General features: G+C 67.2%; 11 protein-coding genes and 1 pseudogene. 6 read left to right on the top strand and 6 right to left on the bottom strand.

Features of this window, described 5'->3' with window-relative positions; genetic code table 11:
* Positions 1 to 16: 16 nt before the first annotated feature.
* Positions 17 to 2,089: an acetate--CoA ligase family protein gene (locus BVC93_RS20040; protein WP_083739000.1), complete on the top strand. Its 2,073-nt coding sequence runs from the start codon at positions 17 to 19 to the stop codon at positions 2,087 to 2,089.
* 5 nt (positions 2,090 to 2,094) lie between these two features.
* Here the strand turns inward: BVC93_RS20040 and BVC93_RS20035 are convergent.
* A pseudogene (locus BVC93_RS20035) lies at positions 2,095 to 2,331 on the bottom strand (helix-turn-helix domain-containing protein); the annotation flags it as partial.
* A 48-nt stretch (positions 2,332 to 2,379) separates the two neighbouring features.
* Positions 2,380 to 3,549, bottom strand: coding sequence for an ROK family transcriptional regulator (locus BVC93_RS20030; protein ID WP_083738998.1), 1,170 nt, complete (start codon positions 3,547 to 3,549; stop codon positions 2,380 to 2,382).
* Between the two features lie 127 nt (positions 3,550 to 3,676).
* Here BVC93_RS20030 and xylA point away from each other — a divergent pair, with 127 nt between their 5' ends.
* From xylA to BVC93_RS20010, 4 genes are all read left to right on the top strand, one after another.
* The gene (gene xylA, locus BVC93_RS20025; RefSeq protein ID WP_083738997.1) at positions 3,677 to 4,900 is read left to right on the top strand and encodes a xylose isomerase; all 1,224 of its coding nucleotides are present in this window, start codon (positions 3,677 to 3,679) and stop codon (positions 4,898 to 4,900) included.
* A gap of 134 nt (positions 4,901 to 5,034) precedes the next feature.
* A complete protein-coding gene (locus BVC93_RS20020; protein ID WP_083741183.1) occupies positions 5,035 to 6,126 on the top strand; it encodes a sugar ABC transporter substrate-binding protein in 1,092 nt (363 codons plus the stop codon).
* Between the two features lie 6 nt (positions 6,127 to 6,132).
* Positions 6,133 to 6,918: an ATP-binding cassette domain-containing protein gene (locus tag BVC93_RS20015; RefSeq protein ID WP_083738996.1), complete on the top strand. Its 786-nt coding sequence runs from the start codon at positions 6,133 to 6,135 to the stop codon at positions 6,916 to 6,918.
* 11 nt (positions 6,919 to 6,929) lie between these two features.
* Complete coding sequence (locus BVC93_RS20010) at positions 6,930 to 8,201, top strand: sugar ABC transporter permease (protein WP_083741182.1); 1,272 nt, start codon at positions 6,930 to 6,932, stop codon at positions 8,199 to 8,201.
* Between the two features lie 119 nt (positions 8,202 to 8,320).
* Here the strand turns inward: BVC93_RS20010 and BVC93_RS20005 are convergent, their stop codons facing one another.
* On the bottom strand, positions 8,321 to 8,668 hold the full coding sequence (locus tag BVC93_RS20005; RefSeq protein WP_083738995.1) for a cupin domain-containing protein: 348 nt from the start codon (positions 8,666 to 8,668) through the stop codon (positions 8,321 to 8,323).
* Complete coding sequence (locus BVC93_RS20000; RefSeq protein WP_157517001.1) at positions 8,665 to 9,873, bottom strand: NAD(P)/FAD-dependent oxidoreductase; 1,209 nt, start codon at positions 9,871 to 9,873, stop codon at positions 8,665 to 8,667. The genes BVC93_RS20005 and BVC93_RS20000 overlap by 4 nt, the downstream gene beginning before the upstream one ends.
* Before the next feature lie 54 nt (positions 9,874 to 9,927).
* On the opposite strand from BVC93_RS20000, the gene BVC93_RS19995 reads away from it, so the two are divergent.
* On the top strand, positions 9,928 to 11,100 hold the full coding sequence (locus tag BVC93_RS19995; RefSeq protein WP_083738993.1) for an acyl-CoA dehydrogenase family protein: 1,173 nt from the start codon (positions 9,928 to 9,930) through the stop codon (positions 11,098 to 11,100).
* 21 nt (positions 11,101 to 11,121) lie between these two features.
* Here the strand turns inward: BVC93_RS19995 and BVC93_RS19990 are convergent, their stop codons facing one another.
* Together BVC93_RS19990 and BVC93_RS19985 are read right to left on the bottom strand one after the other, a co-directional pair.
* On the bottom strand, positions 11,122 to 13,116 hold the full coding sequence (locus tag BVC93_RS19990) for a YhgE/Pip domain-containing protein (RefSeq protein WP_192860405.1): 1,995 nt from the start codon (positions 13,114 to 13,116) through the stop codon (positions 11,122 to 11,124).
* A gap of 14 nt (positions 13,117 to 13,130) precedes the next feature.
* Positions 13,131 to 13,781, bottom strand: coding sequence for a hypothetical protein (locus BVC93_RS19985; protein ID WP_157516999.1), 651 nt, complete (start codon positions 13,779 to 13,781; stop codon positions 13,131 to 13,133).
* Positions 13,782 to 13,851 lie beyond the last annotated feature (70 nt).

The raw sequence follows: 13,851 nt of genomic DNA, 5'->3' as shown, positions 1-13,851 counted from the left end.
CGACGCCGTCGCGGCGATGCTGGGCGCCCGATCCATCGCCGTCGTCGGTGCCAGCCCCAGACCGGACAGCTTCGGCGCCAGAATGGTCACCGAGGCGACCCGCGGCTCGGCACGGGTCCATCTCGTCAATCCCCGGTACACCACCATCGGTGACCTGCCGTGTTCGCCGGCCTTGGAGGCTCTCGACGAGGTGCCCGATCTGGTGATGGTCGGAGTGCCCGATGCCGCAGTGATCGCGGCGCTGGAATCCGCAGCGGCCGTGGGGACGCCGTCGGCAGTGCTGTTCGGCTCTGCACATGCCGACGGGCTGCGCAGTCGGATCGCCGGCCTGGCCACCAACGCGGGGATGGCCGTGTGCGGCGCCGGATGCATGGGATTCATCAACAATGCACTCGGCGTTCGCGCACTGGGCTATCTGGAACCCCATCCCCTGCCCATCGGTGGTGTCACGCTGGTCACCCACTCCGGCTCGGCGTTCTCGACAGTGTTGCGCGCCCGCCGCGGCTTCGGCTTCCGTCTCGCGGTCTCCTCCGGACAAGAGCTGGTCACCGACACCGCGGACTACGTCGAATACGCGCTCGAGGACCCGCAGACCACTCTGATAGCACTGCTGCTCGAGACCCCGAGGTCGGTGCCACGACTGGCGGCGGCGCTGCGCCGCGCCGCCGCCAACAACATCCCGGTGGTGATCCTCTCCGTCGGCGGGTCGCCGCGGGGGCGCGCCATGGTGGCCGCACACTCCGGAGCACTGGCAGGCGACACCGAGGGGTGGGCGGCCTTCTGCGCCGCCACCGGCGCAGTCCACGTCAGCGATATGGCCGAATTCACCGACACCATCGAACTTTTCGCCGCCGGCAGGCGGGTGTCGTCAGGCACCGGAATCGCCACCGTGCACGATTCCGGTGCCGAGCGCGCCCTGTGCACCGACGTCGCACACAGCGTGGGTGCCCCGTTCGCGGACATCTCCGACACCACAACGGCCGAAATCTCCGCCTGCCTGGACGAGGGTCTGACGGCCACCAACCCGCTCGACGTCTGGGGCACCGGCGCCGACACCCGCGCACTGTTCGGCCGGTGTCTGCAGTTGATGAGCGCCGACCCCGCGGTGGCCGTCACCGCGCTGGCCGTCGACCTCGTGACGGAATACGACGGCGACACCGCCTACACCGACGCCGTGCTGGACACCGCGCAGCAGACCCGTGCACCTCTCGCGGTCCTGACTTCGCTGCCCTCGGCAGTGGATTCGGTGATGTCCACGAGGCTGCGGCAGGCAGGCGTGCCGGTGCTGGAGGGCTACCGCAGCGGACTGCTTGCCCTGCGGCATCTGGCGCGCTGGCCGCTGCCACTGCCCGAGGCGGGCACTGCTGTCGACGTGGAACGGCAGCGGCGCTGGCGACAGCGTATCGCCGATGGGCACGCCGACCCCTTGGCACTGCTGGCCGACTACGGCATCCCGGTGGTGAACTCCAGGCCGGCCGCCTCGGTGCCGGAGGTTCTGCACGCCGCCGAGTGCCTCGGGTATCCGGTGGCTCTGAAAACCGTTGGCAGTGCGCACAAGAGCGACGTCGGTGGGGTTGTTCTCCATCTCTGCGACGCAGACGCCCTGACCACGGCCTACACCACGATGGCGGCGGCCCTCGGCCCGAAGGTGACGGTGGATGCCATGGTTGCCGCGGGCGTGGAGATCTCGGTCGGCGTGGTTCGCGATCCGGGCTTCGGGCCGCTGGTGGTGGTGGCCGCAGGCGGAGTTCTGATCGAACTGGTCGCCGACCGGGTGGTCGGGTGCCCTCCCCTGTCGCGTGTCCGAGCCCGTGGCATGCTCGACGGCCTGCGGATCCGGCCACAGCTCGACGGGTGGCGGGGCGCGGCGCCGGTGGACATCGACGCGGTTGTCGACGTCATCGTCGGGTTCGGTTGTCTGGCAGTTGAACTGGGCGATGTCATCGATGCCGTCGAGGCCAATCCGGTGATTGCCACCAGCTCCGGCGCCGTGGCCGTCGACGTCCTGCTGATCACCCGCGCAGCGGATCGAGGTGTTGCTGGACCGGACGGCGGAGGTACCGGTGCAGGTCACAAGCGGATGACCTGAGACGGTCAAACACGGTGCCCAGTACCGGAGTTGCGGTAGGCACTGGGAGTCGTCCCGAACCAGCGCTTGCAGGAGCGGGTGAGCACGCTTTGTTCGGCGTACCCGAGTTGGCGGCGGAGCTGGCTCAGATCGAGTGTTGTACTGAGCAGGAGCCGTCGCGCGGTGTCGCGGCGGATCCGGTCGACGATGTCGGCGAATGTCTCACCTTCGGCGGCAAGGCGCCTTTGCAGAGTCTTGGGGTGGCGGGCGATGACGTCATCACCAACCACGCCTGGGAGCGTTCGTGAAGCTCAGACACTGCCCGGGTCGGCCAGAAGCGGTGCGAACGCCAATTCGGCCGCGCCGATCATCAACGTATCGGCGCCCAGCGTCGCCGGCACCACCCGCACCAGCTCGCGGGGCGCCCGCATACTGCGGCGGGCCAGTTCGTCGCGCAATTCCCCGGATGCGTACGCCGGGAACACCCGCAGGAACCCGCCCAGCACGATCAATCTCGGGTTCAGCATGTTCACCGCGTTACCCAGCGCAATGGCCAGCGACCGAGCCTGCCGGTTGATCACGTCCAGTTCCGCGCCGCTGTGCTCGGTGGGCTCGGCCGCGCCGTCCAATTCCTCCAGCAGTCGGGCCAGTGGCGCCTGCGCCACCTCGGTCTCCAAGCACCCGACGCTGCCGCAGTGGCAGGCTTGGCCACCACCGACGTACGTGTGTCCCAATTCGCCCGCGTACCCGGCGACCCCTTCCAGGAGGCCACCGGCCACCACGAACCCCGCCCCGATACCGCTGGGCCCGCCGTTGACGTAGATCAGGTGATCGGCATTACCGTGCCTGCCGAACAGATGCTCGGCGATGGCACCGACGTTGGCGTCGTTGGCTGCACAGCACGGCAATCCTGTTGCTGCGCTGAGCATCTGGCCGATTTCTATGTTGTGCCAGTCGAGATTGGGTGCCAGCTGCACGGCGGAGCCCGGGCCGTGCACCAGCCCCGGTACGGCGACGCCGACGGCGGTCAGCGTCTGGTCCGGCGCGAGTCCTGCCCGGATCTGCTCGATCAGCTCGACGGCGATCTTCACCGCCTCCTCACCGGTGGGCACCCCATTGGTGGGGCGGCGGATCACCTCCAGCACCAGCCCGCCCAGTCCTACGACGCCGACTGTGATCGCGTCGACCTCAGGGGTGACCGCCACCGCCAGCACCTGGTTTCCCGGACTGACGATCGGGCTGGGCCTGCCCACCTGGGCGATTGCGGGCGCGGGTGACTCCTCGACCAAGCCGCGGGTCACCAACTCCTCCACCAGGTCTTTGACCGTGGACCGGGACAGTCCGGTGCGCCTGGTGAGTTCGGCGCGACTGAGTGCCCGGTGATGGTGGACAAGCGTGAGAACACTGGACAGGTTGCGCCGACGGACGTCATCGGTGCTGGTCCCCACCCGCGTGGCGCGGCGTTCTCCGGTCCGGTCCATTGCCCTCTTTCTCTCGCACACCACCCTTGACAGTGGCGCAGCCCACATCTTATGTTCGCTCGCAGAACATATAAGTCGTTTCATCCAAGCCCGCCGAAACAACGCGGAAGGCCCGAGGAGCACCATCATGACGGTTCTGGAGTCCGGCGTCGCGCGCGCCCACCAGCTGACACCCGAGGCGAAAGACAAATTCTCGTTCGGACTGTGGACGGTCGGCTGGCCGGGCGCCGACCCGTTCGGCGTCGCCACCCGACCCGCACTCGATGTGGTCGAAGCCATCGAGCGGCTCGCCGAACTCGGCGCCTACGGCCTGACCTTCCACGACGACGACGTGATCCCGTTCGGCAGCTCCGAGTCCGAACGCAGCAGGCTGCTGGCACGACTCACCTCAGCGCTGGCGGCCAACGGACTCGTGGTGCCGATGGTGACCACCAACCTGTTCACCCAACCGGTGTTCAAGGACGGCGGTTTCACCAGCAATGACCGGGCGGTGCGCCGCTACGCACTGCGCAAGGTCCTGCGCAACATCGACCTGGCCGCCGAACTGGGAGCGCAGACCTTCGTGTTGTGGGGCGGTCGCGAAGGCAGCGAGTACGACTCCGCCAAAGACGTCCAAGCCGCGCTGGCACGCTATCGCGAAGCCATGGACCTGCTGTGTGAGTACGTGACCGACCAGAGCATCGGCCTGCGCTTCGCCATCGAACCCAAGCCCAACGAGCCACGCGGCGACATCCTGCTGCCCACGGTCGGGCATGCACTGGCCTTCATCGAGACCCTCGCCCATCCGGAGCTGGTGGGCGTCAACCCCGAAACCGGCCACGAGCAAATGTCCGGGCTGAACTTCATGCACGGCATCGCCCAGACCCTCTACAGCGGCAAGCTGTTCCACATCGATCTCAACGGCCAACGCGGCATCAAGTTCGACCAGGACCTGGTCTTCGGCCACGGCGACCTGGGCAACGCCTTCGCCCTGGTGGACCTGTTGGAGCATGGCGGCCCCGACGGTGGGCAGGCCTACGACGGCCCACGCCACTTCGACTACAAGCCCAGCCGCACCGAGGACATCGACGGGGTGTGGGCCTCGGCGGCGGCGAACATGCGGATGTATCTGCTGCTGCGGCAACGGGCCCGGGCCTTCCGGTCCGACCCCGCAGTGATCGAGGCACTGGCCGCAGCACGGGTGCCCGAGCTGCGCGAACCCACGCTGAACTCCGGCGAGACGTACACCGACCTGCTGGCCGATCCGACGGCCTACGAGCAGTTCGACCCGGAACCGTATTTCGGCGGCCGCGGCGGCAACTTCGTGGCACTCAACCAGTTGGCGATCGAGCACTTGATGGGCGCCCGGTGATTCGAGGCTTGTCCGAACATCCGCACAACTGAATCCTGGACGTGATGCACGTCACGTTATATGTTGCCTGAAAGAACAAACGTCGGGGGTTCTGTGCCTCCGTGCCCGCAACCACCTATTCGGAGGCGATTTTCGTGAATCGAACCAGTGCCTTGCTCGTCGCGACTGTTCTCGGAACCGGCCTGACGCTCAGCGCGTGCAGCAGCAGCGACTCGGGGTCCGGCGGAGGCTCCAGCAGCCCCGACGCCACCGGCGCCGGCAAGATCGGTGTCATCCTGCCCGACACCAAGTCCTCGGTGCGGTGGGAGACCAAGGACCGCCCGGCGCTGGAGGCCGCGTTCAAGGAGGCCGGTGTCGAGTACACCATCCAGAACGCCGAGGGTTCCGCGGACACCATGACCACCATCGCCGACGGCATGATCGCCGACGGGGTGACCGTGCTCGCGATCGTGAACCTGGACTCCGACAGCGGCGCGGCCATCCAGCAGAAGGCAGCCTCCCAAGGCGTCAAGACCATCGACTACGACCGCCTGACGCTCGGCGGATCGGCGGATGTGTACATCTCGTTCGACAACACCGTCGTCGGTGAGCTGCAGGGCCAGGGGCTGGTGGACTGCCTGGGCGGGCGACCCACCGCTAACGTGGTGTTCCTCAACGGATCTCCCACCGACAACAACGCCACCCTGTTCTCCAGCGGGGCACATTCCGTCATCGACGGCACCCCCGGAATCACCATCGTCGGCGAACAGGCCGTACCCGATTGGGACAACGACGAAGCCGTCACCATCTTCGAGCAGATGTACACCGCCGCAGACGGGCGCATCGACGGCGTGTACGCCGCCAACGACGGCCTAGCCGGCTCGGTCATCTCGATCCTGGAGAAGAATCAGCGCGCCGGGCAGGTGCCCGTCACGGGACAGGACGCCACCGTCGAAGGCCTGCAGAACATCCTGGCCGGGACCCAGTGCATGTCGGTGTACAAGTCGGCCACCGAGGAAGCCGGTGCGCTGGCCGAGGCCGCCATCGCGCTGGCCAACGGCCAAGAGCCCGAGACCAACAACACCTCGCGTGACGACCAGGGCGGCCGCGACGTGCCGTCGGTGCTCCTGACGCCGAAGTCCATCACCAAAGAGAACATGAACGTGGTGTTCGACGACGGCGGCCAGTCCAAGGAAGAAGTGTGCGCCGGGCAGTTCGCGGCCATGTGCACCGAGGCGGGAGTCTGACACCCCATGAGTGAGGCGGTCGAGCCGATACTCGAATTGCGCAGCGTCAACAAGAGTTTCGGTGTGGTGCACGTGCTGCACGATGTCGACTTCCAGGTGTACCCCGGGGAGGTCACCGCGCTGGTCGGTGACAACGGCGCGGGCAAGTCGACGTTGGTCAAGGCCATCGCGGGCATCCACCCCATCGACAGCGGTCAGTACCTCTTCGAAGGAACTCCGGTGACGGTGCACGGCCCCAACGACGTTGCCGCACTTGGCGTCGAGGTCGTGTACCAGGATCTGGCGCTGTGCGACAACCTCGACATCGTCGAGAACATGTTCCTGGGCCGGGAGATCAAACGGCGGGGCCTCCTGGACGAAGCGCGGATGGAGACCATGGCCCGCAAGGCCTTGGCGTCGCTGTCGGTGCGGACGGTAAAATCCGTGCGCCAGACCGTCTCCAGCCTGTCCGGCGGCCAACGGCAGACGGTGGCCATCGCCAAGTCGGTGCTGTGGAACTCCAAAGTGGTGCTGCTCGACGAACCGACGGCCGCCCTGGGTGTCGCCCAGACCCGGCAGGTGATCGACCTGGTACGCCGTCTGGCCGATCAGGGCCTCGGCGTGGTGCTGATCTCGCACAACATGGTTGACGTCTTCGAGGTGGCCGACCGCATCTGTGCCCTGTACCTCGGCCGGGTGGCCGCCGACGTCAAGGCCTCCGAGGTCAGCCACAGCCAGATCGTCGAACTCATCACCGCGGGACGGTCCGGCAGTTTGGGTCTGACACCTGCGACAGCCGCAGAATCTCTGTGAAGGAGCACAACATGACCAGTGTGCGTCCGGACGTCACGTTGGCAGACGCCGACTTCGCCGGCGACACCCGTAACGACCAGACCCTGGGCGCCGCGGCGCGCAGCTACCTTCAGCGCGTCCGCGGCGGCGACATGGGCTCACTGCCCGCTGTCCTCGGTCTGGTGGTCCTGTTCGTGATCTTCGGACTGGCCAACGACCGGTTCCTGTCGGCACTCAATCTGGCCAACCTGATCACCCAGGCCGGCTCGATCTGTGTGCTGGCAATGGGTTTGGTGTTCGTGCTGCTGCTCGGAGACATCGACCTGTCGGCAGGCGTGGCCGGCGGCGTATCGGCCTGCGCCATGGCGTTGACCATCGTCAACCTGAACTGGCCCTGGTGGCTGGCCGTCGTGCTGGCCATCGCCTGCGGCGCGGTGATCGGGCTGGCGATCGGCCTGCTGCGCGCCCGGCTCGGCATCCCGTCGTTCGTCGTGACGCTGGCGTTCTTCCTCGGCCTGCAGGGCGTGACCCTCAAGATGATCGGTGAGGGCGGCTCGGCGCGGGTGGACGACCCGGTGATTCGCGGAATGACCATCACCAACCTGCCGGTGACCGCCGGATGGGCACTGGCGCTGGTAGTGGTGCTCGGCTTCGCGGCGCTGGAGCTGTTCCAGTACCGCCGCAAGAGCGCGCTGCGGCTGGCGCACCCGCCGATCGGGGTGGTGGGTGTGCGCATCGCGGCCGTCGCACTGGTGGTTCTCGGGGTCACCTACATCCTCAGCGTCAACCGCGCCGTGAACGCCAATGTCCAGATCAGCGGTATCCCTTACGTTCTGCCGTTGATCCTGGTGCTGCTCATCGTGTTGACGCTGGTGCTCAACCGCACCGCCTACGGCCGGCACATCTACGCCGTCGGCGGTAACGCGGAGGCGGCGCGGCGCGCGGGCATCTCGGTGGCCCGGATCCGGGTGTCGGTGTTCGTGGTGTGCTCGTCGCTGGCAGCGCTCTCCGGCATCATCGCGGCGTCCTATGCGGGCAAGGTGTCGGCGTCCTCCGGCGCGGGCAACACCCTGCTGTATGCCGTGGGTGCGGCAGTGATCGGCGGTACCAGCCTCTTCGGCGGCAGGGGTCGGGCGCTGGACGCGGTGATCGGCGGCGTGGTGGTGGCCACCATCGCCAACGGGCTCGGACTGCTGAACCAGTCCTCGTACATCAACTTCCTGGTCACCGGTGGTGTGCTGCTGCTGGCCGCCAGCGTCGACGCCATCTCCCGGCGCCGCCGCTCCGCGACAGGCCTGAGCTGACGCCCGAGACCACATCCGTGACACGCAGTCACCACCGGGCGGAATGCCGCGTCAAAACCCGCCTCGGAGTGACGCGCTGTCACCAGGGGTCGTCGCGACCGACGTACGGCGCGCGTCGGTCAGAAGATCGAGTAGACCTTGCGGACGGTGTCGTGGATCTCCCAGGTGCCCGTCCACCCCTTGGGAAACACCGCGACATCGCCGGTGCGCACCGTCTTCGGCGACCCACCGTCCGGTGTGACGGTCATGGAACCGGCCACCAGATAGATGACCTCGTTGGTCTCCAGCGTCCAATGTGACGGTCCCGGTTCGCATTCCCAGATACCGGCAGACAGATCACCGTCGACCCACACCTCGACTCCATAGGTGGCCATCGGGTCTCCGGTGGCCTCGGCCAACGGTCCCCAGTCCTCGAGATCGGCGCCGGCAGCACCGGCCAGGATGGGCGTCAGATCTGCTTGTGTCACGACGAGACCCTTTCTTGGGTAACAGTTTCCGGGAACGGAAGAGAGATCGGCTCAGGCTCGACCCGGCTGCGTCCGTCGGCATCGAAGCGGTCGAGTCCCAGGTCGGTCAGGTCCAACCAGGTGCATCCGCCGGTGGTGGTGAGGTCGGCGGCCGCTTCGGCGACGGCCGGACCCCACATCATGCCGTGCCCGGCCGCGCTTGCCACCACGGTGCCCTCGACAGGCCCGTCCTCGGTGAGCAGCGGGCCGAGGATCGGCAGATGATCGGGCGTGTAGTCGATGGTGGCCGCCCACGTGCGACGCAGACCGAGGCCCCGCACCGCCGGATACAGCTCCTCCATGCGACTGTACGCCTTCGCGTAGTACGTCCAGTCGAACTCCGTTGCCAGGCCAGGCGCCTCATCGGGATTGCTCATCCCCCACAGCAGACCACCGAATTCACCTGGTCGCCAATAGATTCCGGACACCACATCGAAGACCATAGGCAGCTGATGGACGTTGCCCGCGGGCAGCGGTGCGGTGACCACCACCTGGTGACGGGTGCCGCCTGCATGCACGCGCCCGCCGGCAGCCGCACCGACGTCGGCCAGCTGCGGACCACCGGTGAGCACCACGCGTTCGGTATCGATGGGGCCCTCGGAGGTGTCCACCCCCACCACCTGTCCCCCGCTGGTGCGCAGCCCGGTGAACGCGCACCGCTCGCGCACATCAACACGGTGCGCCGTGAGCGCGGCGGTATAGGCCAGGACATTGCGCGGTGCATCGATGTAGCCGTCGCCCGGTGCGTAGGAGGCGCCCATCGTCACACCAGGGGCCAACCCGGTGTCCCGAGCGTCGAGATCATCGGAGTCCAACCACTGCACATCCAGGCCCAGCCGGTGCTGTAAGTCGATGCGCGCCTGCGCCTGCGCCACCTCGGCATCGCTGAAGCACGGCATCAGATAGCCCTGGGCGACGAAGCCGCAGTCCACCGGGAAGCGGTCACCGCTGGCCCGGTAGAAATCCTGGGATCGCATGCCGAGCCTGATGGCGGTCTCGGTGCCGCCCTGGGCCCGCACCATGCCCGCGGCTCGGCTGCTGGCACCGTCTCCCAGCGTCGACGATTCCAGCAGGGTCACGTTTTTCACGCCACTGTCGGCCAGTAGCACCGCCGTCCACGAACCGACGGTGCCACCGCCGACCACCACTACGTCAGCACTGGTCATAGTACGAGACCGTCGCATAGACTGAACGCTCAGTCAAGAGCGAGGGGTACGTGCATGTACGGACTGAACGCCGAGGATCTGCGCATCCGGGACACCGCCGCAGAGTTCGCCGAGTCGCTGATGCCCTATGAGGTGGAGGCCGAGCTCGCGGGTGGCCAACTACCCAAGGAGATCGCGGCGGCCCATCACCACAGAGCACTCGAACTCGGGCTCTACGCCACCAACATTCCCGCCGCTGCTGGCGGACCCGGATGCACTGCGCTGCAACAAGTTCTGATTCAAGAGCAGGTGGGCAGGGTGACCAACGGACTGGCCTGGGTGATGCACACTCCGCCACAGTGGTGGGTGGACGTGGCCACCGACTTCCAGCGCGAGAAGTGGTTGGCCCCCGCGGTGCGCGGCGAGAAGCACGAGGCCTATGCCATCACCGAGGAGTTCGCCGGTTCCGATGTCTCCGAGTTGCGCACCTCGGTCCGCAAGGAGGGCGACGAGTACGTGGTCAACGGCGTCAAGTGGCATGTCACGTCGTTCAATCTGGCCGAATACCTGTTTGTCCAAGGGGTGTTGGAGAACGGCGACTTCGCCGGCGAGCATGTGCTGTTGGTGGTGGATTTGCCCTGGCCGGGTGTCGAGGTGGTCCGCACTCCGCACTACAGCCACCACATCGCCGATGAGCACCCCATCGTGTCGTTCACCGAGGTCCGGGTGCCGGCGTCGCACCTGGTCGGAGCCGAGGGCGAGGGCATGACCTTCACCCAGGACTGGTTCCGCTTCGAACGCCTGATGGTGGCTGCTCGTTGTGTCGGTGCCGGGCAACGCCTGGTCGACGAGATGACGGCGTTCGCGAAAGATCGCGTGGTGGGCGGTAAGCCGCTGGGTGAGCACCAGCTGGTGGCGGGCATGCTCGCCGACAGCGCCACCGAACTGTTCGCCGCACGCAGCATGCTCTACGAGGTGGCCCGCTCCATCGACGCGGGCATGGATCGCAAAGCGCTGCACGGTCTCGCGTCCATGGCCAAGCTGTACTGCTCGGAGATGGCCGGCCGGGTGGCCGATCGCGCAGTGCAGGTGTTCGGCGGCCGCGGCTACATGCGCGAAAACGTGGCCGAGCGGATGTTCCGCGAGCTTCGCGTCGAGCGCATCTGGGAGGGTGCCAGTGAGATCCAGCGGCTGATCGTGGCCCGCCAGCTGCTCAACGGCCGGTTTGTGGAGTCTCAGCGGCGGTGAGCACCGCCAAGACTCCTCAGATCACACCTCGATCGGCGGGTGCAGCCGCTCCATGGTGTACTGCCGGTTGCGCCGTGCCGCCCACGAACTGGCTGCCAACGCGGCCGCAAGCAAACCACTGAGCACCGCGACGGCCACCCACAGCCGGGAGTCGATACCGCCGACCGTCAGCTGCCGTAAACCGTTGACGGCGTACGTCATCGGATCGAACGGGTGGATCCATTGGAACGGTGTGGCCGTGGTCTCCACGGGATAGATGCCACCTGCGGACACCAGCTGCAGCATCAGGAACGCCAACGTGATGACCCGTCCCACCGCCACTCCGAACACCGAGTTGAACGCCTGGATGATGGCCAGGAACGTCGCCGCGATCAACAGCAGGAACGCCACGGTCGCCAGTGGGTACTTGGCATGCAGCCCGACCGCGAAGTGCACCACGGCGTACATCACCACCACCTGGCACGCGGCGATCAGCAACGCGGGCCAGTACGACGCCAGCACCACCCGCAGCGCGCCCAGACCGTTGACAATGGGCCGGGACTGCAACGGTGTCAACAACATCCAGATGATGAGTGCGCCGATGAACAGCGCCAGCGGCAGGAAGAACGGCGCAAAACCGGTGCCGAACGTGGGCGCGGGATTCTCGGTCACCAGGTCCAGTGCGACGGGCGCGGCCAGCGTCTTGGCGACATCGGTGCGCTGTTGCGGGGTCCAGGACGGGACCTGGGTGGACCCTTCCTTGAGCTTGGTGGCCAACTCCTGCCCGCCGGCCTGCAATTTCTCGGTGCCGGACGCCAGTTCGTCGGCGCCGTCGGCCAGTTGGTTGCTGCCGGTGCTGAGTTTGACCAACCCGTCGGACAGCTGATGGGCACCGGTGTTGAGCTGGTCGACACCGTCGCGCAGCTTGGCCACATCGTCACGCAGGCCGCCGTTCAACGCCGAGGCCAAGAAGGTGCGCAGCTGACTGTTGGGGTCGCCCAGTTCGTTCTCCAGCGATGTGGCGCTGTCACGCAGGCGGATCAGCCCGGCATCGGTGGTGGGATCGATTCCCTGGGCATCCAGCAGATGCTGCGCTCCGGCAAGGAAATTGCCCAGATCACGCACTGTCGGGTCGGGGTTGTTGCGCAACAGCGCGACGGCCTGGTTGACGATGGCCGCCGCCTGCGCCTGGTCGACGTTCAACGCCGCGATCCGGTCGGTGGTGGAACGCACCGCGCCGCTGAGGTGCTGGGCGGCCCGGCTGACCGCCTCGGGATCGAGCTGCAGGTCCCCCACCCGGTCGAGCACGTCCAGCAGCGGGTCGACAGTCTTGTCCACCGACGTGGCCAGCTGCTGAGTTCCGGCGGCCAGCTGCGCCGAACCGCTACGTGCGGTATCCAGCCCCGCCGACAGGGCGTGCGCGCCGGTGGACAGCTGGTGTGCACCGTCGTTCGCGGCGTTCAGGCCCGCGGCCAGTTGCCCCGCCCCGTCGGCCGCCTGTACCAGCCCCGCACCGGCGTCGGTCAGCCCGGTCAGCACGGTACCGACGGTGCGTTCACCGATCGAGGCATTGACCTGATTGAGCACTTCCCGAGACGCGTTCTGCCCGATGATCGAGCCCAGGTAGTTGTTGGCGTCGTTGAAGGTGAACTGCATCTTCGCCTGCTGCGGGTCACCCCCGGACGGCGAGGCGATGTTCTCGGAGAAGTTCTCGGGCAACGTGATCACGAAGTAGTAGTCACCGGCGGCCAGGCCATCGGCGGCCTCCTGGGCGGACATCTCGTGCAGGTCCAGCTGCCCCGACGCCTTCAGCGCGGCCGCCACCTGGTCGCCCGCCTTGAGCTGCTGTCCCTGGGCGGAGGCACCGCGGTCGGAATTGACCAGTGCCACCGGCACCTTGTTGACTTCGGCGAACGGATTCCAGAACGCCCACAGGTACATCGCGCCGTACAGCAACGGCATCAAGATGATGGTGATCAGCGCGATCCGCGGCAGCGCTCCGCGTGAGTACCGCTTGAGGTCGGTTCCCAGCGACATCCCGGCCAACACGATTATTCGCCCTCCTCATGGGAAACCAGTTCGGCCCTGGTCACATTCGCGACCTCGAGCTGTGCCCGCACACCCGCATCGGTCACCGGGTCGACGCTCGCGGTGACGACCGTCTGCTCAGCACCGAGCGCGATCAACCGCTGCAGCAGCAGATCCCGGTTGTGCTCGCCGGTCACCTGATCCAGCTGACCGACCACCAGCAGGGGTGGGCGGCGGGTGTTGGCCAGTGCGATCCGCAGCAGCAGCCCGTCCAGTTCGGTGAGCTCCTCGACGTACTCCCCCAGCGGCGGCAGCGGCAGCTCACCGAACACCGGTGCGCACACGCGCGCGAGGTCGTCGGCGTCGGCGCGGCGCACCAGCCGGTACCAGGGTGCGTCCCAGCGCAGTTGTTCGGTGATCAGATCACGCACCGTCACCGATTCGGCGACCGTGTCGATTTCGTCGATCCCCGCCAGCGCGGCGAGGTCGAAGATGTCCGTCGCCTTGGTCTGACCGAGCACCGTCAGCTCCCCGGCCACCGGCCGCATCCGTCCGGCCAGGGTCATCATCAACGCGGTGCGACCCTCCCCCGCCGGGCACACCAGGATGGTGACGCCGCCGGATCCGATCTCCACATCGACGGGGCCGTACACCGGTCCCCAGGGTCCGGTCATCCGAATCCCGCGGGCGACAGCGGCCGGCTCAGCTAACGGTTCCTCAGGCACGCTCCAATCCCAGCACACC

The organism is Mycobacterium sp. MS1601 (genome assembly GCF_001984215.1).
In the GTDB taxonomy this organism is placed as follows: Bacteria; Actinomycetota; Actinomycetes; order Mycobacteriales; family Mycobacteriaceae; genus Mycobacterium.
This window is presented reverse-complemented; position numbering and strand designations above follow the sequence as displayed.

Coding starts and splice junctions, on each gene's coding strand:
- BVC93_RS20040 (WP_083739000.1), top strand. CDS start 17: ATGCTGGGCGCCCGATCCATCGCCGTCGTCGGTGCCAGCCCCAGACCG.
- BVC93_RS20030 (WP_083738998.1), bottom strand. CDS start 3,549: ATGGACCGGACCGGAGAACGCCGCGCCACGCGGGTGGGGACCAGCACC.
- xylA (WP_083738997.1), top strand. CDS start 3,677: ATGACGGTTCTGGAGTCCGGCGTCGCGCGCGCCCACCAGCTGACACCC.
- BVC93_RS20015 (WP_083738996.1), top strand. CDS start 6,133: ATGAGTGAGGCGGTCGAGCCGATACTCGAATTGCGCAGCGTCAACAAG.
- BVC93_RS20010 (WP_083741182.1), top strand. CDS start 6,930: ATGACCAGTGTGCGTCCGGACGTCACGTTGGCAGACGCCGACTTCGCC.
- BVC93_RS20000 (WP_157517001.1), bottom strand. CDS start 9,873: ATGACCAGTGCTGACGTAGTGGTGGTCGGCGGTGGCACCGTCGGTTCG.
- BVC93_RS19995 (WP_083738993.1), top strand. CDS start 9,928: ATGTACGGACTGAACGCCGAGGATCTGCGCATCCGGGACACCGCCGCA.
- BVC93_RS19990 (WP_192860405.1), bottom strand. CDS start 13,116: ATGTCGCTGGGAACCGACCTCAAGCGGTACTCACGCGGAGCGCTGCCG.
- BVC93_RS19985 (WP_157516999.1), bottom strand. CDS start 13,781: ATGACCGGACCCTGGGGACCGGTGTACGGCCCCGTCGATGTGGAGATC.